The organism is Pseudomonas sp. ZL2 (assembly GCF_054788455.1).
Window position 1 is genome coordinate 103,884 of record NZ_JBGOGX010000015.1, and the last position, 21,510, is coordinate 125,393.

Below are 21,510 nucleotides of genomic sequence, written 5' to 3' on the forward strand. Positions count from 1 at the left end.
CCCCGCGATGCGGCTCTATCAGTCCGCCAGCTTCGGCAGGCACTCATCCAGGCGCTTGTACAGCGCACTGCCAGCGGGCCAGTTGCGCAACAACCGCGCCCGGTCACGGGCAAAGGCCTGGGCAAAGCTCATCTGGGTAGCGTGATGACACATGGCATCCAGATCGATCAGCGACCATTGGCCGTCCTGCCAGAACAGGTTGTGGCCCTTCATGTCGCCGTGGCTGATGCGCTCGTGGATCAACTGAGCGAGCAGGTGCTGCAAGGCCTGCAGTTGCTCCTCGGGCACCTCGCCGGATTCGACATACGGCGCGAAACAAGCCAACAGATCCGGGCCATCAGCGTACTCGGTGACCAGATAGGCGCGGCTGCGCAAGCCCATGAAGCGCAGCTCCTGCACCGCCAGCGGCTTGGGCGTGGCAATGCCGAGAAACTCCAGGCGATGCCCTTCGATCCACGAATGCCAGGCCCGGCTCGGGCGCCAGAAGCGCTTGAACCAATGGGCGGTGTTCTTGATGTTGTAGCGCTTGAGCACCAGTGGCCGGCCATTGACCTCGACCTTGGCCACGCTGGCGGCGCCGCCGGTCTTGTACAGGTGGCCCTGGTCGATCAGGGTATCGGCCTGCTCCAGCACCGGCAGCATGGCGACCACTTCATTGCGGCGAATTGAACGCAGGCCCGACGGACCGCGCTCGACGCTGAACAACGTGCACTCGCGACCCGCCTTGTCCAGGTAGTCCTTCAGACGCCAGCTACGGACCTTGTCGATCTGCTTTTGCAGCGTTTCCAGCGGCAACGCGTGCTCGGCGTTGGCCAGCAGGTAATGCACCAGCAGCTCTTCGATGAACGGCTCCAGGCGCTTGGGCAACTGGGCGAAAAGTACGCCGAGGTTCTGCAGCACCTGCTGGCGCGACAACGGCTGGCCAAGGGTTTCGGCCTTGATCCCGGCGCCATCGATCAAATACAGCTGGCCGTTATGGCGCAGCAGGTTGTCCAGGTGCAGGTCGTCCTGCCACAGGCCCTTGGCGTGCATCTGCGCCACCGCCGTCAGGGCTTCGCCGAGCACCAGGTGCTGTTCATCGGCCAGCGGCGGCAGGGCTTCGACTTCAGCCCAGGCATCGGCCAGGCTCACGGCGTTTTCGAGAAACTCGAACAGCAGCCAACCGCCCTCGCCTTCGCGCAAACCATCGGCCAGCAGCAACGGCGTGGTCAGGCCCTGGGCGGCCAGCAGCCGCGCACCCTCCAGCTCACGCTGAAAATGCCGGGCAGCACTGCTGCCGACCAGCAATTTGGCCAGTACCGGCTTGCCGCGCCAGATCCCGGCGCCAACATAACGCTGGCCCGGCAGCACCCGCAGCAGGCTGAGCAACTGCAGCTCGGCACTGCCGGCGGCGTCGGCCAGGCTGATGTTCAGGGGCAGATCCGGGCTGCGCCCGGCATCCTTGAGTTCAGACAAACGCATCAGCGAGCCTCTTTCTCACGGCGGCGGCGCGTCAGGCGCTGCAGCCAGGTATCCACCAGCGGGCTGTCGGTGGGCTGGTCCAGGTAGGACGAGAGCATCACCCGCACTTCAGCTTCGCTCCAGATCGGTGCCCGGCGCAACAGCGGCTCAAGGTCCTTGAGCCGGTCACGCATGCCCAGCAGCAGCGGCCGGGTTTTCTCCAGGTCGATCAGTTGCGCCAGCCAGCCATCGCTACGGGTACGCAGGAAGATATGCTTGGGGTAAAAGCAGCCATGCACCTGATTGGCAGCGTGCAGGGTACGCGCAAGCTGCCCGCAGGCGCGCAGGATGCCCTGGCGCTGGCCAATGTCCAGCTGCGGCCACTGCGCCAGCAGGCTGTCGAGGTCGCTCCAGTCATCCAGGGCACGGGTCATGAGGATCGCCCGACGCTCGCCTTCGACCTTGCGCTCGCCGTAATACACCGCCTGCAAAGCGGGAATCCCGAGCTTCTGGTAGCGGCTGATATTGCGAAACTCGCGAGCAAAGGTCGGCTCGCCGAACGGCCGGTGCAGGGTGCGGGTCAGGTAATCGCTCTGGCGCTTGAGGTAGTAGCCTTTGCCTTCAAGCTCCAGGCGATAGACGCTGCTCCAGCCGCCACGACCGGTATTGGGCTCATCCACCGCATCGAGCTGCAGGGCCCAGAGCTGGTCGAAACCGTTGAGGCCATGGCGCTCAAGCAGTGCCACATCGGCACTGGCAAGAAAGTCAGTCATTCGCGTCCCTCGAAAAACGTCACCACATGGCGAATGCGGCGTTTGTCCGATTCATTCAGACGCTCGCGCCCGCGGTACTGCAGGTAGAAGCGCAGACGCTGGGTGTTCGACAAGTGATACTTGGCCACTTTGTCCAGGCACGCCAGGTCTTTGGTGATGCGGTAACGCAGCATGAAGCCCCACCAGAAATCGCCGGTCGGGCAGTCGATGAAGAATAGCGTGGCCTGGTCATCCACCAGCAGGTTGCGCCACTTCAGATCGTTATGGGTGAAGTGGTGGTCATGCATGATTCGCGTATGCCGGGCCAGCTGACGGCTGATGTGGTCAACCCAGCCGCGATCGGCCAGGCGCGCATCGTTGCGCTCGGCCAGGGCCGACAGATCTTCGGTGCGCGGCAGCTCGCGGGTGATCATCGCCCCGCGGCCAAAGGCCAGGCCATTACGCTCAAGGCCAAAGGCGACCACTTCGGCGGTGGGGATGTCCCACTTGGCGAACTGCTTGAGGTTCTGCCATTCGGCCTTGATCCGCGGGCGCCCCAAATACCGGCGCAGGCCTTTGCCTGCGCCGGTATAGCGTTTGACGTAATAGTTGCCCCCGTCGCGCTCGACACGGATCACTTCGCTCAGCGGGTCGTGGGTCAGGCGCTCGCCCTTGAGGGCAAACACCGCGTCGATGCTGCCAAAATCCGTCGCCAGGGCCTGGTAGGCAGGCTCCAGTTTCCAACCCGCCATCAGAGCGCGTCTCCGTACCGTTGTTTACGCTCGTAGAGCTTCTGCGCCTTGCCTTCCAGCCAGGCCAGCAGCCCGGCTTCCTCGGCCAGAATCTGCCGTAGCGGCTGCTGGAAGTAGCCACGCAAGAAGCGCAACTTGTCGCGCCGGGTCAGGCCGATGTCCAGTGCCGAGAAGTACAGCGCGGCCAGGTCCTTGTCACGCCAGCGGCGGGAGATTTTCACCCGGGTCTGGGCGCGGTGCAGGTCGATAACCGACAACTTGAAGTCATCGGCGGTCACCGCCCGGTCGGTGTGCAGCAAGAAATGGCAGATGTAGCAGTCGCGGTGGTTGACCCCGGCGCGGTGCATCATGCCGGTCATGCGCGCTACTTCGGCGATCAGCGCACGCTTGAGGCGCGGCGCGGGTGGCTGCTTGACCCAGTCGATGCTGAAGTCTTCGAGGCTGACGGTCGGTGCCAGTTCTTCAGTGACGATGAACGAATGCTGGGCAGCCGGATTATCACCGCGCTCACCATAGGCCACCGCAGTCATGGTCGGCACGCCCACTTCGTGCAGGCGCTGGATGGCCTGCCATTCCTGGCCGGCGCCGAGCACCGGCAGCTTGGCGGTGAACAGGTTCTTGAAGATCTCGCCCCAGCCGATGCCACGGTGGATCTTGACGAAATAGCCACGGCCTTCGACTTCGGTGCGCAGGGTACGGCGGCCTTCCAGCTCGCGGTACACCTCGCCTTGCAGGGCCTCGACGGCCTCGAAGGCATCGCGCCCGGCCCACAGGCGTTTGAACGGCTCAGCCAGTATCAGTTTCATGCGCGCTCCTGCGCCAGGATCACGTCGGCGGCATGCTCGGGCATGCTGTAGAGGTCGGCGCTGTCGGCAAACGCCAGGCCATTGCGCGCCCACTCGGCGCGAGCGTTACCCTCTTCGAGCATGCGCTGCAGGTAGCGGTTGAGCTGCTCCTGTTCGAACGGCTCATCGAGCACCAGGCCGCTGTCGGCTTCGGCGATGTAATGGGCATAGCCGCACACGGCCGAAACCAGTACCGGCAGCCCGGCGACCAGCGCTTCGAGCAGCACGGTGCCGGTGTTTTCGTTGTAGGCCGGGTGGATCAGCAGGTCGGCGCCGAGCAGAAAGCGCGGGATATCGCTGCGGCCCTTGAGGAACTGCACCTGGTCGCTCAGCCCGAGGGTTGCGCTTTGCAGCTGGAACACCTTGGGGTCGTCCTGGCCGATGACCATCAAGCGCGTGCGCTTGCGCAAGGACGACGGCAAGGCGGCCAGGGCCTTGAGGCTGCGGTCGACACCCTTGGTCTTGAAGCCGGAGCCAATCTGCACCATCAGCAGTTGATCATCCTCAAGGCCGAACTCACGACGGAATTCGGCGCGGATCTCGGCGGCATTGGCCGGCGCGCGGCGGTCCTGGCTGATGCCAGGTGGCAGCAAATGGAAGCGCTCGATCGGTGTCTGGTAATGCTTGATGAACAGCGGCTGCTGGACTTCGGAGATCATCAGGATCTCGGTCTTGGCATCCTTGGCGAACACCGCCCGCTCGTACTCGGCAAAGTGCCGGTAGCGGCCCCAGCGCCGGTACAGCGAGTTGCGCAGGTTCTGCGCCTTGTCTTCGAAGCAGCCGTCGGCGGCGTAGTAAACGTCCAGCCCGGGCATCTTGTTGAAGCCGATCAGGCGGTCAACCGGGCGCTTGGCCAGGTCCGCTTCCATCCAGGCACTGAGTTTCTCGTTGCGCCGATGGTTGAACAGCGCCTTGACCGGTGCCACCAGCACTTCGAAGCCCTCGGGCACATCGCCTTCCCAGATCAGCGTGTAGACGCGGATCTGGTGACCGCGACGCTGACACTCCAGGGCAATGCGCATGAAGTCACGCTGCAGGCCGCCGAAGGGAAAATACTTGTATAGAACAAAAGCCAGTTGCATCAACGAACATCCTCAGCCAGCAGCAACGCGCGCAATTGGCTCGCCACACGCTCGGGATTCAGGCGAGTGAAGCACAGTGGCCACTCGCGTTTGAGATCGAACCGGCGCTGGTCATCAGCGCTCGGCTTGTAGGTACATTTTTTTTGCAGGCACGGCGCGCAGGCAAAATCGCTGGCGATATGCACCTGGGACTTGCCATAGGCACCGGTGAGGCCCGGGTTGGTCGGGCCGAACAGTGACAGGGTCGGTACATCCAGTGCTGCCGCCAGGTGACCGAGGCCGGTATCCACGGCAATGCAGGCCTTGGCTGCGGCCAGTACGCGGGCGACTCCGACCAGGTTCAACTTGGGCAACACCTGGCAGTTGCTCAGGCCCTTGGCAATGCGCTCGGCTCGCGCCTGCTCGGCCGGGTTGCCCCACGGCAGGCGTACCTGCAGGCCTTGCTGGCCGAGGCGTTCGGCCAACTGACGCCAGTAGGCTTCCGGCCAGTGCTTGGTCGCCCAGGTGGTGCCGTGCAGGAACACCACGAACGGCGCCGCCGGCGGCAACTGCAGGCGGTTGAGGTCCAGGCCGTAATCGCCCAGACCAGCCGGCAGGTTGTAGCCCAGAGCGAGGGCGAACAGCTGGCGCACCCGCTCCACCGCATGCTGGCCGCGCTCCACCGACAAACGCCGGTCGTAGAAGCGGCTCGCCAGCCCTTCACGGGCCGAGTAACGGTCCATGCCGGCCACCGGCGCCTTGACGTAACGGGTCAGCCAGGCGGATTTGACCAGACCCTGGGCGTCGATCACCAGGTCATACTTGCTCTCGCGCAGACGCTGTTTGAACTGGCGCCACTCGCCGCTCTTGAAGGTCTGCCAGAGGTTCTTGCGCCAGCGACGAATGGCCACCGAGATGATCTTGTCCACCGCTGGATGCCAGCTGGGGATCTCGGCAAAGCCTTCTTCGACCACCCAGTCGAAGCGGATGCCGGGGATTGCCCGGGCGGCGTCGGTCAGCGCCGGCAGCGCGTGGATCACATCGCCCAGGGACGAGGTCTTGATCAGCAGTACCCGCACTTAGTCGACCTCGGCCATGACGTCGATCAGGTTCGGGCCGTTCAGGCGCTGCAGCGCAGCCTCCACGGCTTCCGGCTCCAGTTGACGCAAGCAGTTGTAATGGCCGAATCGGCAGGTACGGTCGAAACAGGGGCTGCAGTCCAGGCCCAGGCGCACCACCTCGACCTGATCGGCCAGGGGCGGAGTGAAGCCCGGCGAGGTCGAGCCGTAGACCGCCACCAGTGGACGGTTCAGCGCGGCGGCCACATGCATCAGCCCGGAGTCGTTGGACACCACCGCATTGCTGCACGACAGCAGGTCGATGGCTTCGGCCAGCGAGGTCTCGCCGCTGAGGTTGCTGGCTTCTTCGCGCAGCCCCGGAATCAAGCGGGCACGAATGGCCTCGCCGACGGCGTGGTCGTTCTTCGAGCCGAACAGCCAGACTTGCCAGCCTTCGCGGATCTTGGTCTCGGCAACCTTGGCGTAATGCTCCGACGGCCAGCGTTTGGCTTCACCGAACTCGGCACCGGGGCACAGCGCCAATACCGGGCGGTCCAGGCTCAGGCCGAACTTGGCCAGGGCGGCGTCGCGGCTCTGCGCTTGAATCTGCAGGCTCGGGCGCGGGTACGGCTGCGCCAGCTCGGCACCAGCCGGGTAGGCCAAGGCCATGAAGCGCTCGATCATCAGCGGGTACTTGGCCTTGTCGAGCTTGCGCACGTCGTTGAGCAGGCCGAAACGCAGCTCGCCGCGCCAGCCGGTGCGCTTGGGGATGCCGGCAAAGAACGGCACCAGCGCCGATTTCAGCGAGTTGGGCAGCAGGATCGCCTGGTCGTACTGGCCGGCCAGGGATTTGCCGATACGCCGACGCGTAGCCAGTTCGAGCGCGCCGTGGCCGAGCGGGAAGCTCAAGGCCTGACGCACTTCGGGCATGCGCTCGAGGATCGGCCGGCTCCACTCGGGTGCCAGCACATCGATCACACATTCCGGGTGACGCTGCTTCAGGCACTGGAACAAAGTCTGCGCCATTACCATGTCGCCCACCCAGCTGGGGCCAATGATCAAAATTCTCATGCTTTATCCAGAAACGATCAGGGAGGCTGCAAACTGTCCGCAAACAGCCTGGCCTCCCCTCTTTATATTCAGGCTATATGTCGACCAGTGTACGCCACTCGGGCTGTACTGTGGTCGTGGCAGGCGTCCTGATGCCTGAACCGCCTGGCCGATGTATCAACTCAAGCCCAGCTCCGACCAGATCCGCCGCACCTCCTGGCGCTCCTGAACGAACTGTCCGGCATCGATCACCCCGGCCTGCTTCTGCAGGGCCTGGCGGTGCGCGGCGGAACGGAACGCCTTGTACACCTCGCGCAGCAGCACGGCATCGCTGGCGGGCATCAGCCCGGCCTGCTCGAGCTCTTCGAGGATGCGGATATTGTCGGTCCAGCGCAGCAGCGCCGGATGGTCGTGAGACCAGGCCAAAGCGGCGTATTGCACCATAAATTCGATATCGACGATACCACCGGCATCCTGCTTGATATCGAAGGGCACACCGGCATCGAAGGCGTTGGCCGCCGTCCCGGCGGCGCTGAGCTTGGTGCCGAGGTTGTCGCGCATCTTGGCGCGCATCTCGCTGACCTCGGCCTGCAGCTTGGGCAGGTCGCGCGCCTGGCCGAGAATGCGTGCACGCACGGTCTCGAACGCCGAACCCACCTGCGGGCAACCGACCAGCACCCGGGCGCGAACCAGGGCCTGATGCTCCCAGGTCCAGGCTTCGTTTTGCTGGTAACGCTCAAAGGCGCCCAGCGAGCTGACCAACAAACCTGAGGCACCCGAGGGGCGCAGGCGCATATCAACGTCGTAGAGCTGGCCGGAGTTGGTCTGGGTGGTCAGCAGGTGAATAATGCGCTGGCCCAGGCGGGTGAAGAACTGCGCGCTGTCGATCGGCTTGGCACCGTCGGTTTCGGCCTGCGGGTCACCGTCGTGGATGAATACCAGGTCCAGGTCCGAGCCGTGGCCCAGCTCGATGCCACCCACCTTGCCGTAGCCGACAATAATGAAGCCCGGGTCGCACAGGCTGCCGTCGCTGCGCTTGGGCTGGCCGTGACGGCTCACGGTCTGGCGCCAGGCCAGGGCCAGCACCTGGTTGAGGATGGCTTCGGCCAGCCAGGTCAGGTAGTCGCTGACTTTCATCAACGGCAGGTTGCCGGCGATTTCCGAAGCGGCCACGCGCAGGCTGTGGGCCAGCTTGAAGTGGCGCAGGGCTTCCATTTGCTGTTCAAGGTCGTCTTCGGGGATGCGCGTCAGCCGCTCGCGCAACTCGGCGGCCAGTTCCGGGGCCTGCGGCGGGCTGAACAGGCGGCCTTCGTTGAGCAGCTCGTCGAGCAGCAGCGGGAAACGGGTGATCTGTTCGGCGATCCACGGGCTGGCGGCGCACAGGGTCAGCAGGCGGCGCAGCGCCCCGGGGTTTTCGGTGAGCAGCACCAGGTAGGCCGAACGCCGGGCTACGGCTTCGACCAGCGGCAACACCCGCTCCAGCACCAGGTCCGGATCGGCGTGCTCCACCGCCTGGGCCAGCAAACGTGGGATAAAGGCATCCAGACGCTCACGCCCCAGGCGCTGCATGGCCCGCAACTGCGGGCTGACGCGCAGGCCGGCAAGCTGCTTGAGGGCTTTTTCCGGGTCGGCGAAACCGGCGTCCTGCAACTGACGGCAGGCGGCCTCTTCATTCTGGGCTTCTTCCCACAGCGGCAGCCATTCGCCGCCGACGATCACTTCACCTTCTTCATTCTCGTCTTCGTCCGGGTCGGCAATCACCTGACGGAAGTGCCAGTCGATACGCCCACGCCAGTGCATCAGCTGGGCATGGAAGCTCGGCCAGTCGGCAAAGCCGAGCATGAAGGCGATGCGCGCGCGGTCCAGTTCGTCGTCCGGGAGCATCTGGGTCTGGCGGTCGGCAATCGCCTGGATCGCGTGTTCGGTGTAACGCAGGAACTCATAGCCTTCACGCAGCTCGGCAATCACCGCCGCTGGCAGGTAGCCCTGCCCTTCGAGGGTCGACAGCACCTTGAGCAACGGCCGTTGTTGCAGGCTCAGGTCGCGCCCGCCGTGAATCAGCTGGAAGGCCTGGGCGATAAACTCGACTTCGCGGATGCCGCCGGCACCCAGCTTGATGTTCTCGGCCATGCCCTTGCGCCGCACTTCCTGCTGGATCAGCTGCTTCATGGTGCGCAGCGCTTCGATCGCCGAGAAGTCCAGGTACCGCCGGTAGACGAAGGGCCGCAGCATATCCAGCAGTTGCGCACCGGCGACCTGGTCGCCAGCCACCACCCGCGCCTTGATCATCGCGTAGCGTTCCCAATCGCGGCCCTGGTCCTGGTAATACTGCTCCAGGGCATTGAAGCTGAGCACCAGGGCGCCGGCCGAACCGTAAGGGCGCAGGCGCATGTCGACACGGAACACAAAACCGTCGACGGTGATCGGGTCCAGGGCCTTGATCAAGCGCTGGCCCAGGCGGGTGAAGAACTCCTGGTTATCCAGCGAGCGCTTGACCCCTTCAGTCTCGCCGCCTTCAGGGAAGGCGAAGATCAGGTCGATGTCCGACGACAGGTTCAGTTCCACCGCGCCGAGCTTGCCCATGCCCAGCACCACCATGTGCTGCGGCTGGCCGCTGCGGTGGCCGATCGGAGTGCCGAACTGCTGGCAATGGCGCGGGTACAGCCAGTTGTAGGCCTGGTCGATAGAAGCGTCGGCAAGGTCGGACAGGTCGCGGCAGGTCTGCACCAGGTCGGCCTGGCGGGTCAGGTCGCGCCAGATGATCCGCACCTGCTGGCGGCTGCGCTGGCGGCGCAGGTTGCGCGCCAGTTCGTCTTCGCTCTCGGCAGCCTGGGTGGCGGCAGCGATCTGCGCGCACAGCGCACCTGGGGCAAATGCCCGGTCGAGCTCGCCACTGGCGGCCAGATCAACCAGCATCGCCGGGTCGCGCAGCACCTGTTCAAGGACGAAATCACTGGCCGCAGTCACCCGGGCAAACTGCGCCCAGCGCTCGGCGTTCCAGCCTTCAACAGACAATTCGGGGAGCTGGGCGACAGCCGCACGAAACGATTGCTCGTTACGGCTGACCAAGGCAGTGAGGGTGGCCGGCAGTTCGGCCAGCAAAGGCAGGCTCATGGTCTATCCTTGATCGGCGAGAAAAGATTGGCGAGTGGGAGCGGGCTTGCCCCGCGATTGGGCTTTTTCAGGAAAATCGCTTCGCGGGGCAAGCCCGCTCCTACCGACCACTGCTGGACTGTCGTACAAAAGTTAGAAATAGCTGTAAAAACTGATTTTCTGGCAGAAACCATCGCAGCAAACCTTTTCTTAACTTGTTTTTAACCACCGGTATCGATTTTTCCCACAACCCGAACAGCGGCCACGAGCCATTTTTGTGTAGTTTTACTACTGCCCGATCACCTCAAAAGCATGAAATGGTGATTCATTTGTAGTAAAACTACACAACGCCGGTACACTCTCCGGTAATCCAAGAATTTCATGTCGTCTGCCCAAAAGGCCAGTCGCAAACTCAGGCAACCGATTCTGGAAGCCTTTCCGCCCTGGAGCAAGCCATGCAAGACCTCGATCCCGTCGAAACCCAGGAATGGCTGGACGCCCTGGAGTCGGTTCTCGACAAAGAAGGCGAAGACCGCGCTCACTACCTGATGACCCGTATGGGCGAGCTGGCCACCCGTAGTGGCTCTCAGCTGCCATATGCCATCACCACGCCATACCGCAACACCATCCCCGTAACCCACGAAGCACGCATGCCTGGCGACCTGTTCATGGAACGCCGCATTCGCTCGTTGGTACGTTGGAACGCGCTGGCCATGGTGATGCGCACCAACCTGAAAGACTCGGATCTGGGCGGCCACATCTCCAGCTTCGCCTCCAGCGCCACCCTGTATGACATCGGCTTCAACTACTTCTTCCAGGCCCCGACCGACGAGCACGGCGGCGACCTGATCTACTTCCAGGGTCACGCTTCGCCAGGCGTCTACGCCCGTGCGTTCATGGAAGGCCGGATCACCGAAGACCAAATGAACAACTTCCGTCAGGAAGTCGATGGCAAGGGCCTGTCGTCCTACCCACACCCATGGCTGATGCCTGACTTCTGGCAGTTCCCGACCGTTTCCATGGGTCTGGGCCCGATCCAGGCGATCTACCAGGCGCGTTTCATGAAGTACATGGAAAGCCGTGGCTACATCCCTGCCGGCAAGCAGAAGATCTGGTGCTTCATGGGCGACGGCGAGTGTGACGAGCCGGAATCCCTGGGCGCAATCTCGCTGGCTGGCCGCGAGAAGCTGGACAACCTGATCTTCGTCATCAACTGCAACCTGCAGCGCCTCGACGGCCCGGTTCGCGGCAACGGCAAGATCATCCAGGAACTCGAAGGTGTGTTCCGTGGCGGTGGCTGGAACGTCAACAAAGTGGTCTGGGGCCGTTTCTGGGACCCGCTGCTGGCCAAGGACGTCGACGGCATCCTGCAACGCCGCATGGACGAAGTCATCGACGGCGAGTACCAGAACTACAAGGCCAAGGACGGCGCGTTCGTCCGTGAGCACTTCTTCAACACTCCAGAGCTCAAGGCCATGGTCGAAGACCTGTCCGACGACGAGATCTGGAAGCTCAACCGTGGTGGTCACGACCCGTACAAGGTCTATGCGGCCTACCACCAGGCGGTCAACCACAAAGACCAGCCGACCGTCATCCTGGCCAAGACCATCAAGGGTTACGGCACCGGTGCTGGCGAAGCCAAGAACACCGCGCACAACACCAAGAAGGTCGACGTCGACAGCCTGCGTCACTTCCGCGATCGTTTCGACATCCCGGTCAAGGACGAAGAGCTGGAAAACCTGCCGTTCTTCAAACCTGAAGAAGGCAGCGCCGAGGCCCGTTACCTGGCCGAGCGCCGCAGCGCCCTGGGTGGCTTCGTGCCGCAGCGCCGCGCGAAGAGCTTCAGCATCCCGACGCCGCCACTGGAAACCCTGAAGGCGATCCTCGACGGCTCGGGCGACCGTGAAATCTCCACCACCATGGCCTTCGTGCGGATCCTCGCGCAACTGGTCAAGGACAAGGAAATCGGCCAGCGCATCGTCCCGATCATCCCGGACGAAGCCCGCACCTTCGGTATGGAAGGCATGTTCCGCCAGCTGGGCATCTACTCGTCCGTCGGCCAGCTCTACGAGCCAGTCGATAAAGACCAGGTGATGTTCTACCGCGAAGACAAGAAGGGCCAGATCCTCGAAGAAGGCATCAACGAAGCGGGTGCCATGTCCTCCTTCATCGCTGCCGGTACTTCGTACTCGAACCACAACCAGCCGATGCTGCCGTTCTACATCTTCTACTCGATGTTCGGCTTCCAGCGTATCGGCGACCTGGCCTGGGCCGCTGGCGACAGCCGCACCCGTGGCTTCCTGATCGGCGGTACCGCCGGCCGTACCACCCTCAACGGTGAAGGCCTGCAGCACGAAGACGGTCACAGCCACATGCTGGCCGCGACCATCCCGAACTGCCGCACCTATGATCCGACCTACGGCTACGAGCTGGCGGTGATCATCCAGGACGGCATGAAGAAGATGACCGAAGAGCAACAGGACGTCTTCTACTACATCACCGTGATGAACGAGTCCTACCAGCAGCCAGCCATCCCGGCCGGTGTCGAGGAAGGCATCATCAAGGGTATGTACCTGCTCGAGGAAGACACCCGCGAAGCTGCACACCACGTTCAGTTGCTGGGCTCCGGCACCATCCTGCGTGAAGTGCGCGAAGCGGCGAAGATCCTGCGTGAAGAGTTCAACGTTGGCGCCGACGTCTGGAGCGTTACCAGCTTCAACGAACTGCGTCGCGACGGCCTGGCCGTAGAGCGCAGCAACCGCCTCAAGCCTGGTCAGAAACCTCAGGTTACCTACGTCGAAGAGTGCCTGGCTGGCCGCAAGGGCCCGGTCATCGCCTCCACCGACTACATGAAGCTGTTCGCCGAACAGATTCGCCAGTGGGTACCGAGCAAAGAGTTCAAAGTCCTGGGTACCGATGGCTTCGGTCGCAGCGACAGCCGCAAGAAGCTGCGTCACTTCTTCGAAGTCGACCGTCACTTCGTGGTGCTGGCTGCCCTGGAAGCCTTGGCTGACCGTGGCGATATCGAACCTAAGGTCGTGGCTGAAGCCATCACCAAGTTCGGCATCGACCCGGACAAACGCAACCCACTGGACTGCTGAGGAGTATTTTTAAGTGAGCGAACTCATTCGCGTACCTGACATCGGCAGCGGTGAAGGTGAAGTCATCGAGCTGTTCGTCAAAGTTGGCGACCGTATCGAAGCCGACCAGAGCATCCTGACCCTGGAATCGGACAAGGCGAGCATGGAAATCCCTGCTCCCAAGGCCGGTGTGGTCAAGAGCCTGAAGGTCAAGCTGGGCGACCGCCTGAAAGAAGGCGACGAACTGCTGGAACTGGAAGTCGAGGGCGCCGCTGCTGCGGCCCCTGCGGCTGCCCCTGCCGCAGCACCTGCTGCCGCGGAAAAACCTGCTGCTGCCGAGGCCCCTGCGGCCCCGGCCGCTGCACCGGCGGCTGCCACTGTCCAGGACATTCATGTTCCGGACATCGGCTCCTCGGGCAAGGCCAAGATCATCGAGCTGCTGGTCAAGGTTGGCGACACGGTCGAAGCCGACCAGTCGCTGATCACCCTGGAATCCGACAAGGCCTCGATGGAAATCCCGTCGCCGGCTGCCGGCGTGGTGGAAAGCATCGGCGTCAAGCTGGAAGACGAAGTCGGCACTGGCGACTTCATCCTCAAGCTCAAGGTCCAGGGCGCCGCCGCGCCAGCAGCAGCGCCTGCCGCTGCGGCTCCGGCCAAGGCTGAAGCTGCGCCCGCCGCAGCCGCCCCTGCGCCAGCTGCCAAAGCCGAGACCGCACCTGCTCCTGCTGTTGCCCCTGCGGCAAACGGTGCCAAGGTGCATGCCGGCCCTGCCGTGCGTCAGCTGGCCCGTGAATTCGGCGTCGAGCTGAGCGCCGTCGCTGCCAGCGGCCCGCACGGTCGTGTGCTCAAGGAAGACGTACAGGTTTACGTCAAGGCCATGATGCAGAAGGCCAAGGCAGCTCCAGCCGCCGGTGCAACCGGTGGTGCTGGTATTCCGCCGATCCCGGAAGTCGATTTCAGCCGTTTCGGCGAAATCGAAGAAGTGCCGATGACCCGCCTGATGCAAGTTGGCGCCACCAACCTGCACCGCAGCTGGCTGAACGTGCCGCACGTGACCCAGTTCGACAGCGCCGACATCACCGAGCTGGAAGCTTTCCGCGTAGCCCAGAAGGCCGTGGCCGAGAAGGCTGGCGTCAAGCTGACCGTGCTGCCCCTGCTGCTCAAGGCCTGCGCCCACCTGCTCAAGGAACTGCCGGACTTCAACAGCTCGCTGGCCCCTAGCGGCAAGGCGATCATCCGCAAGAAGTACGTCAACATCGGCTTCGCGGTTGATACCCCGGACGGCCTGCTGGTCCCTGTGATCAAGAACGTCGACCAGAAGAGCCTGCTGCAACTGGCTGGCGAAGCTGCTGCCCTGGCGGAAAAAGCCCGGACCAAGAAGCTCTCGGCCGACGACATGCAAGGCGCCTGCTTCACCATCTCCAGCCTCGGCCACATTGGCGGCACCGGCTTCACGCCGATCGTCAACGCGCCGGAAGTGGCGATCCTCGGTGTGTCCAAGGCGACCATCCAGCCAGTCTGGGACGGCAAAGCCTTCCAGCCGAAGCTGATGCTGCCACTGTCGCTGTCCTACGATCACCGCGTGATCAACGGTGCAGCTGCTGCGCGCTTCACCAAGCGCCTGGGCGACCTGCTGACCGACATCCGCACCATGCTCCTGTAATTGCTGTTTCCTGTCTCCCCTGCCGGGGAGACAGGCTCCCTTTTCGAGCTGCCACGCTCGTACCTCAACCCCGTCATTTTGGCGGGGCTTTTTTTTGGAACATCGCGGCGTGCCCTTAACGCGTCACTTTCCAGGAATTTTCAGAACCTATCGTGACGACGTCGCCCAACGGCAGGCTCCGGCTCAGCATTCCAGGAATTTCACTGACAAGGTCGTCAGCAAACATCGGCCTGGAACGCAACAGACACAGCGTCCGCAAACGCCGCAAGTCCGGCAACGCCTCATTGATAACGTCATTGAAGACACCCGGGCCGCCAATGTATGAGATTTTCCTCATATAGGTGTAGAAGGCGCGGTCTGATGCCTGTCCAGCGATGGGACGGGGGGCGCGGTAGATCGCCTTGAGGCCTTGGTAGCGTTCGAAACTTTTTGCTGAGATCGCCTCAAGGGTTGGATTACCTTTTTGTGCAGCAAAGCAACTGGTATTGAAACCGGTATCCAGATTCAACGCGCCATTACTGACAGGCCTACCAACCGCCAAGCCATCAGCGGTTGTTTTGATCGCTACGCTGCCCCAATTGCTGTTCAGCGAGTCATCGACATCCAGATACAGCCCGCCGTGATACTTCAACAGCGGATAACGCAATACGTCACTGGCCGATGAAAAATTTCTGGCCACACCACCGTTGCCATCGATCGCCGCCCGGTACTGCTCAAAATAACGGCTGTCCTTGAACGCTGGATAAAAGTCCGAGGTTTCCAGTTCGACAAGTTCGACCGTGGGTGCATGCTCCTGCAGAGCGGCCTTGTTTAGCTTGAACACTTCCGGGTGTTCGCTGGAAAGATAGAGTTTTAGCGTATAGGGCCGAGCCCCCTGCTGGGCGCGCGTTGCGTTGGACTCCATGTTCTGGAGTAGCTCAAGCTTGATGGCGCGATCGCCAATCCAGATGCTGTAGATCTGCGCGGGGATGTCCAAGTCTCCCGGAAGGTTCAGCATTGTAAAATCGAAGGGGAGTTCAATATCAATGTCCAGCGCTTTGAGCGTTGCCATGCGTTCAGCATTAAACACCTCACCCCCTGGCTCTACCTCCTGCATACCATCAGCCTGCGGGCGGTAGAACCGGTCATCAACAGCCTCCCAGACGTTGGTTTCTCTGTTCAACTTGACGCTACGAAAGGCGTTTTCACCCAGATCGTAGCCGACATCAGTTACGTGGCCTGAAATCACGGCCCCGTAAGAGATGCTCGATGCAAAACCCAACCTTACATGCTGGCGGACTGCAGGGTCTTCGACTACTGGCTGTCCGCCTTTCAGACTGATTCGCTGCCACTCCCCTCCGGCGCCCAGACGCCGTAATGAAAATAGCGAACCGCCCGCCTCGCCCTCTGGCCGAATGACCTGTACCAGTTGCCTGCCGGTGGTTTTAACAGCAATGCGATAGACCTGTTCGCCGTGGCGTACATACCAATTTTTACCGTCGACTCGATAAACCCCATCAGCATCCATCGCAACGTCATTGAGAGTTTCCTCGGGTACGGACCAAGGCTCCCGAGGCACAATGTCATTTTTGAATGCGGCAAAAGGATCCTCCGGGTCGGCCGTGCCAGTGCCCAGCGCACACAACAGATCCAGCGTCCCATAGAAGGTTGTCCACGCCCCTTGCTTGCGCTCTGCGAGCGTATCGCCATTGACCGTTTGTTCGATCCCCAGGCCAAGCATTGCCGCAGAGGCGGCCCCCGCCAGCAAACCCAGCGGCCAGCTAGCCGGTACCATCGGCAACGTCACCTGCACAAACGCAGAGATTGCTTTGATCCACAGCTGCTCATTGAGCTCGCCATTGGAGGTAATCAGTGTGTCAGCGTCGCGGTACTGGCGTTGTTGTATCTGTCTGGCCAGGTGATCGAATATATCGCCGATGATCGGCAAGTCGCTTCGATCTATCGTACTGCCAGGCTTCCAGCGGCCATCGGCCAACCCGCTCAACGCACTGTCCACGCCCGAATAGGTGGTGCCGTCCTGGCGCAAGTACAACGAAAAGTGTGCGGCCAGTTGCTTGCGCGTGGAGGTGTCCTTGACCTGTTCAAGCACCCAGGCGTCTAACAACTCGGTAGAGTCAAAGCTGATCAACCTGGCATTGTCCAAGTCCGCCAGGTACAGAAACTGCCGGGTGTTGCCCAACACAAAATGCAGAATATCGGTGGAGGCATAACCGTACAGGTCGAAGCACCTGACCGACGACGCCCCTGTCCGTATGCGCGTAGCACGCAATTGCGCCAGGGTAAGATTGGACATGGATTGCTGTCTGGGCAGCGCAAACGCCATCAATGCCTGGAAATCCGCCTGCGGCAGTTGCCCCTGGCGCAACGCGGCGCGACACGCTGCGATAAAGCGCCCCTTGAGCAATGCCCTATAGTCAGCGCGGTGCACTTCCCAGAAGCCATCGAGCCTGGCCTTGTACTCGGTGTAAAAATCCCGGGTCCAGTCCAGCGCCATCAACCGCGAAGGCAGCAAGCGAAACTCATTGTGCAGACCATAACCGTTGCTGCTGTTCGGCCCCTCGGTATAAATACCGGCGTTCAGGTCCAGGGAACCTGGCCCGCTCCCCTGGTCGTCTGCCGTAAAGTTGGCAAGCGCCAGTTGCGTGAGCGTCAATGAACGACTGGGTTTTCCGGGATGCTCCCACCCGCTGAAGGTTTTGTCGCTGCTGACACTGCCATTGAAGTAATGAAGATAGACACGATCAGGGTTGATCTCCTGGCCGGTCAGCGTCTTGATCTGCTCTTTCATATATTGGCGCCCCAGCGCATAAATATCCGGGGCTGCTTGAAGCGTTTTCAGAGCCAATTCGGTATAAGCCCTGGCGTTCGGGTTCTGGTACTTGGCCAACAGGGCGCTGACACGCAAGCGATCCTGCAAGTCGACAGCCTTGTCCAGGTCGGTACTTATGGGCTGGCTTCGCCGCTTGTTGATCCTGACCTGATAGGCGATGTTGTCTTTTTGCCGCGTCACCAATAGCGCCACCAGCGCGCTGAACGCTGGTGTGGAAACCTTGCGCGCCGCCAGGCGTATTGCTGATAGATCGAAACTCTCGGTATCGCCGTAGCGGCGCAAAAATCTCGAATGCTCAAGCGGCAAGCTGTTCTCCAAGCGCAGCCGGCCTGCACTATCGCTGAACGAGTTTTGCACATGCCGCCCTAATTCGGCTCCAGACTCAAAAGATTGCCAAGTCTGTCCAAACTGCATCAGGACCACGTCATCCTGGGTGACGAACATGTCATCAACGGTCTCATTGGCTAAAACAAATAGCCCGGATAGCAGTATCGGCTTAGTTTGAGTTTCAGTGGGGATGGCCAGTAGAAACACTGAAGGCGGCGGTTGCTGAGCCGCATACAAGCGTTCAACCAGCGCCCGCGCCTGGGGCGACAACGTGCTTTGCTGCGCGACCACCTGCATTTGCGCCGCGAGTAACTTCGCCAGTTGCTCCGAATGCGAGACTGACGGCTCGCTGTGCACCTGAGGCGAATCCCAGAAATGCTGCAATTGGCGCAAATAGCCGTTCAGGCTGAACGACTCTTCATACAGCGGCTGCTGGCTCAGGAACGTATTCAAACGGATTTCGGAAAGAGCCAACTGGCGCAGCCAGCTGGGCGGAGCGTCAAGGACCTGCTCGGGAGTCTGTGGCGAATTCATGAGTGTGCTGCCCATGCTATGAATGAGCAGGAACCTTCACGCCTCGGGCTTGCCGGACGGTGCTATCTATTTATCGAGTCATTATCAGTAACGGCAGCGCTGAAGAAATCACCCGTCCTGCCGACACAGTTAGCACGGAGGTCTCTGTATCGCTTGTCAGCCTCAAGCGCATGATGCAACCTTGCCGACACGCGTAGTAGCAGATTGCTCTATTTGCGCGAACAGCCTTCTTGAAGCGAGCTCTCGATGAAAAGCCAACCTGATGCCGCCAGCCGTATGGTGGCCGAGGTCGTGACGCAGTTGCCCGTGCCCTCGCGGCTCGGGATGCTGCGTTTCGAGCGGCTGAACGAGGCGAGCTGGGCGCTGCTCTACCTTGATCCTGGTTGTGAACGGCAATTTGGCCTGGCCGCAGTCGAGCTCTGCGCCCTGGTCGGCTCGCCCTATGCCAGCCTCATGGAGCCCGAAGCGCGCTACAAACTGCACGATGCCATTCAGTTGCAACTGGCCCAGCGCCCGCATTACCTGGTGCGCTATACCCTGCACACCGCCCAGGGCCCGCTGCACCTGCTGGAGCTGGGCGAAGCCTACAAGCAGCACAACCGCCAGTTGCTGCGCGGTTACCTGATGGTCCTCGACAGCCAGCCGGGTGACACGCCAGACCTGTCGGCCGCCGACCTCGAAACCCGCAACAGCCGCCTGCAGATCGCGTTGCAGCTCAACCAGCGGGCCCAGCAGGAACAGCTCGAGCACCTGGAGCGGGTACGTGCCCAGCAGGACCTGATCCTGCACCTGGCCCGCCATCGCTACAGCGCCAGCAATTCGCTGCTCGAAGCCGCCGAACTGATCACCCGCAGTGCCTGCGAGATCTACAAGATCGACTGCGCGAGCATCTGGTACCTGGAAGACCAGCACCTGCAACCAATCTCGGCGTTCTACCGAGACACCCAGGAATACCGCCTGCCCGAGCCGATCGACGCCAGTCGCTTTCCCGACTACCTCGAAGCCCTGCACACCAGCCGCGCCATCGACGCCCACAACGCCACCCACGACCCGCGCACCCGGGAAATGGCCGAGAGCCTGCGCCCGCGCGACATCAACGCCATGCTCGACGCCAGTATCCGCATCGATGGCCAGGTGGTCGGGGTATTGTGCCTGGAGCAAACCGGCTCGGCGCGCGCCTGGCAAACCGATGAAATAGCCTTTGCCGGCGAGCTGGCCGACCAGTTCGCCCAGGTCATCAACAACCACAACCGGCGCACCGCGACCAACGCCCTGCACCTGTTCCAGCGCGCCGTCGAGCAAAGCGCCAACGCCTTTTTGCTGGTCAACCGCGACGGCGTGGTCGAGTACGTCAACCCAAGCTTTACCGCCATTACCCAGTACAGCACCGATGAAGTCCACGGCCACCGCCTGTCGGAACTGCCGGCGCTGGAAAACTTGAGCGAACTGCTGTTCGACGCGCCGTCCAGCCTGGCCATGGGCAACAGCTGGCAGGGCGAATTCAAGAGCCGGCGCAAGAACCTCGAGCCCTACTGGGGCCAGCTGTCGATTTCCAAGGTGTTCGGCGACAACCGCGAACTGACCCATTACATCGGCATCTACGAAGACATCACCCAGAGCAAGCTGGCCCAGCAGCGCATCGAGCGCCTGGCCTATACCGACAACCTGACCAGCCTGGGCAATCGCCCGGCGTTCATCCGCAACCTCGACGAGCGCTTCGCCCGCGACAGCGACAGCCCGATCAGCCTGCTGCTGGTGGACATCGACAACTTCAAGCGGATCAACGACAGCCTCGGCCACCAGACCGGCGACAAGCTGCTGATCAGCCTGGCCCGGCGCCTGCGCAACAGCCTGAGCCCCGGCGGCAGCCTGGCGCGCTTTGCCAGCAACGAATTCGCCGTGCTGCTCGAAGACACCGACCTGGAGGGCGGCCAGCAGGTTGCCCAGCAACTGCTGCGCACCCTCGACAAGCCGATGTTCGTCGACAACCAGCTGATCAACGTCACCGGCTCCGTGGGCCTTGCCTGCGCGCCGCTGCATGGCCGCGACCCGCAGACCCTGATGAAAAACGCAGGCCTGGCCCTGCACAAGGCCAAGGCCAACGGCAAGCACCAAGTCCAGGTGTTCACCGAGGCGCTGAATGCCGAAGCCAGCTACAAGCTGTTCGTCGAGAACAACCTGCGCCGCGCCCTGACCCAGAACGAACTGGACGTGTTCTACCAGCCCAAGCTGTGCCTGCGCAGTGGCCGCCTGCTGGGCCTGGAAGCGCTGCTGCGCTGGAACCATCCGGAAAAGGGCATGATCCGCCCCGACCAGTTCATCAGCGTCGCCGAAGAGACCGGGCTGATCATCCCTATCGGCAAGTGGATCGCCCGCCAGGCCTGCCGCATGAGCCAGAAGCTGCGCACCGAAGGCCTGGGTAACCTGCAGGTGGCGATCAACCTCTCGCCCAAGCAGTTTTCCGACCCCGACCTGGTCGCCTCGATCGCCAACATCCTCAAGGAGGAAGCCCTGCCCCCGCACTTGCTGGAGCTGGAGCTGACCGAGGGCCTGCTGCTGGAAGCCACCGAAGACACCCACCGCCAGCTCGACCAGCTCAAGCAACTGGGCCTGACCCTGGCCATGGACGACTTCGGCACCGGCTATTCGTCGCTGAGCTACCTGAAGAAATTCCCGATCGACATCATCAAGATCGATCGCAGCTTCATCCACGAAATCCCCGACAACCAGGACGACATGGAGATCACCTCGGCGGTGGTGGCCATGGCCCACAACCTCAAGCTCAAAGTGGTTGCCGAAGGCATCGAGACTGCCGAGCAGCTGGCATTCCTGCGTCGTCACCGCTGCGATGTCGGCCAGGGCTACCTGTTCGACCGGCCGATTCCAGGCAGTGAGCTGATCGATAAGCTCAAACGCTATCCGCGTGGCCCTATCGCCTGACAGCGGCGTTTCTCTCGGGCAATATAGAGTTCATTCAGGCCCCTTCGCGGGGCAAGCCCGCTCCTACCTTTTATCAGCAGAGGAA

Annotated in this window: 12 protein-coding genes; 3 read left to right on the forward strand and 9 right to left on the reverse strand. The window is 62.2% G+C overall.

All coding sequences use genetic code 11. The features are described 5' to 3' along the window. Window positions 1–18 precede the first annotated feature (18 nt). The 8 genes from ABM562_RS13310 to glnE all read right to left on the reverse strand — a co-directional run bounded on the left by ABM562_RS13310 (window position 19) and on the right by glnE (window position 10,072). Entirely contained in the window at window positions 19–1,461 is a 1,443-nt protein-coding gene (locus ABM562_RS13310; protein ID WP_115084966.1) for a lipopolysaccharide kinase InaA family protein, read from the reverse strand. Then, on the reverse strand, window positions 1,461–2,213 hold the full coding sequence (locus ABM562_RS13315; protein ID WP_115084965.1) for a lipopolysaccharide kinase InaA family protein: 753 nt from the start codon (window positions 2,211–2,213) through the stop codon (window positions 1,461–1,463). The genes ABM562_RS13310 and ABM562_RS13315 overlap by 1 nt, the downstream gene beginning before the upstream one ends. Beyond that, window positions 2,210–2,944, reverse strand: coding sequence for a lipopolysaccharide kinase InaA family protein (locus ABM562_RS13320; RefSeq protein WP_460422287.1), 735 nt, complete (start codon window positions 2,942–2,944; stop codon window positions 2,210–2,212). Before ABM562_RS13320 ends, ABM562_RS13315 begins: the two co-directional genes overlap by 4 nt. Continuing rightward, window positions 2,944–3,750 (reverse strand): lipopolysaccharide core heptose(I) kinase RfaP, encoded by an 807-nt coding sequence (gene rfaP, locus ABM562_RS13325; protein ID WP_233674745.1) that lies wholly within the window; start codon window positions 3,748–3,750, stop codon window positions 2,944–2,946. Before rfaP ends, ABM562_RS13320 begins: the two co-directional genes overlap by 1 nt. Next, complete coding sequence (locus ABM562_RS13330; RefSeq protein WP_115084962.1) at window positions 3,747–4,871, reverse strand: glycosyltransferase family 4 protein; 1,125 nt, start codon at window positions 4,869–4,871, stop codon at window positions 3,747–3,749. Before ABM562_RS13330 ends, rfaP begins: the two co-directional genes overlap by 4 nt. Continuing rightward, window positions 4,871–5,929 carry a lipopolysaccharide heptosyltransferase I gene (waaC, locus tag ABM562_RS13335; RefSeq protein WP_460422290.1) on the reverse strand — a complete coding sequence of 353 codons (1,059 nt, stop codon included), beginning with the start codon at window positions 5,927–5,929 and terminating at the stop codon, window positions 4,871–4,873. The genes ABM562_RS13330 and waaC overlap by 1 nt, the downstream gene beginning before the upstream one ends. After that, window positions 5,930–6,979 carry a lipopolysaccharide heptosyltransferase II gene (waaF, locus tag ABM562_RS13340; RefSeq protein WP_115084960.1) on the reverse strand — a complete coding sequence of 350 codons (1,050 nt, stop codon included), beginning with the start codon at window positions 6,977–6,979 and terminating at the stop codon, window positions 5,930–5,932. A gap of 156 nt (window positions 6,980–7,135) precedes the next feature. Next, a complete protein-coding gene (gene glnE / locus ABM562_RS13345) occupies window positions 7,136–10,072 on the reverse strand; it encodes a bifunctional [glutamate--ammonia ligase]-adenylyl-L-tyrosine phosphorylase/[glutamate--ammonia-ligase] adenylyltransferase (RefSeq protein ID WP_115084959.1) in 2,937 nt (978 codons plus the stop codon). 434 nt (window positions 10,073–10,506) lie between these two features. Here glnE and aceE point away from each other — a divergent pair, with 434 nt between their 5' ends. Both aceE and aceF read left to right on the forward strand, forming a co-directional pair. Continuing rightward, window positions 10,507–13,152 (forward strand): pyruvate dehydrogenase (acetyl-transferring), homodimeric type, encoded by a 2,646-nt coding sequence (aceE, locus tag ABM562_RS13350; protein WP_115084958.1) that lies wholly within the window; start codon window positions 10,507–10,509, stop codon window positions 13,150–13,152. A 13-nt stretch (window positions 13,153–13,165) separates the two neighbouring features. Continuing rightward, entirely contained in the window at window positions 13,166–14,794 is a 1,629-nt protein-coding gene (gene aceF / locus ABM562_RS13355) for a dihydrolipoyllysine-residue acetyltransferase (RefSeq protein ID WP_258578503.1), read from the forward strand. A gap of 115 nt (window positions 14,795–14,909) precedes the next feature. Here the strand turns inward: aceF and ABM562_RS13360 are convergent, their stop codons facing one another. Continuing rightward, window positions 14,910–18,485 carry a dermonecrotic toxin domain-containing protein gene (locus ABM562_RS13360; protein ID WP_346617685.1) on the reverse strand — a complete coding sequence of 1,192 codons (3,576 nt, stop codon included), beginning with the start codon at window positions 18,483–18,485 and terminating at the stop codon, window positions 14,910–14,912. 246 nt (window positions 18,486–18,731) lie between these two features. Between ABM562_RS13360 and ABM562_RS13365 the strand changes: the two genes are divergently transcribed. Continuing rightward, a complete protein-coding gene (locus ABM562_RS13365; RefSeq protein WP_115084956.1) occupies window positions 18,732–21,425 on the forward strand; it encodes a putative bifunctional diguanylate cyclase/phosphodiesterase in 2,694 nt (897 codons plus the stop codon). Window positions 21,426–21,510: the final 85 nt, after the last annotated feature.

Bases quoted from the DNA above. Each gene is read 5' to 3' on its own strand.
- ABM562_RS13360 (WP_346617685.1), bottom strand. From the start codon at position 18,485: ATGAATTCGCCACAGACTCCCGAGCAGGTCCTTGACGCTCCGCCCAGC.
- ABM562_RS13315 (WP_115084965.1), bottom strand. From the start codon at position 2,213: ATGACTGACTTTCTTGCCAGTGCCGATGTGGCACTGCTTGAGCGCCAT.
- glnE (WP_115084959.1), bottom strand. From the start codon at position 10,072: ATGAGCCTGCCTTTGCTGGCCGAACTGCCGGCCACCCTCACTGCCTTG.
- ABM562_RS13365 (WP_115084956.1), top strand. From the start codon at position 18,732: ATGAAAAGCCAACCTGATGCCGCCAGCCGTATGGTGGCCGAGGTCGTG.
- rfaP (WP_233674745.1), bottom strand. From the start codon at position 3,750: ATGAAACTGATACTGGCTGAGCCGTTCAAACGCCTGTGGGCCGGGCGC.
- ABM562_RS13310 (WP_115084966.1), bottom strand. From the start codon at position 1,461: ATGCGTTTGTCTGAACTCAAGGATGCCGGGCGCAGCCCGGATCTGCCC.
- ABM562_RS13320 (WP_460422287.1), bottom strand. From the start codon at position 2,944: ATGGCGGGTTGGAAACTGGAGCCTGCCTACCAGGCCCTGGCGACGGAT.
- waaF (WP_115084960.1), bottom strand. From the start codon at position 6,979: ATGAGAATTTTGATCATTGGCCCCAGCTGGGTGGGCGACATGGTAATG.
- aceE (WP_115084958.1), top strand. From the start codon at position 10,507: ATGCAAGACCTCGATCCCGTCGAAACCCAGGAATGGCTGGACGCCCTG.
- ABM562_RS13330 (WP_115084962.1), bottom strand. From the start codon at position 4,871: ATGCAACTGGCTTTTGTTCTATACAAGTATTTTCCCTTCGGCGGCCTG.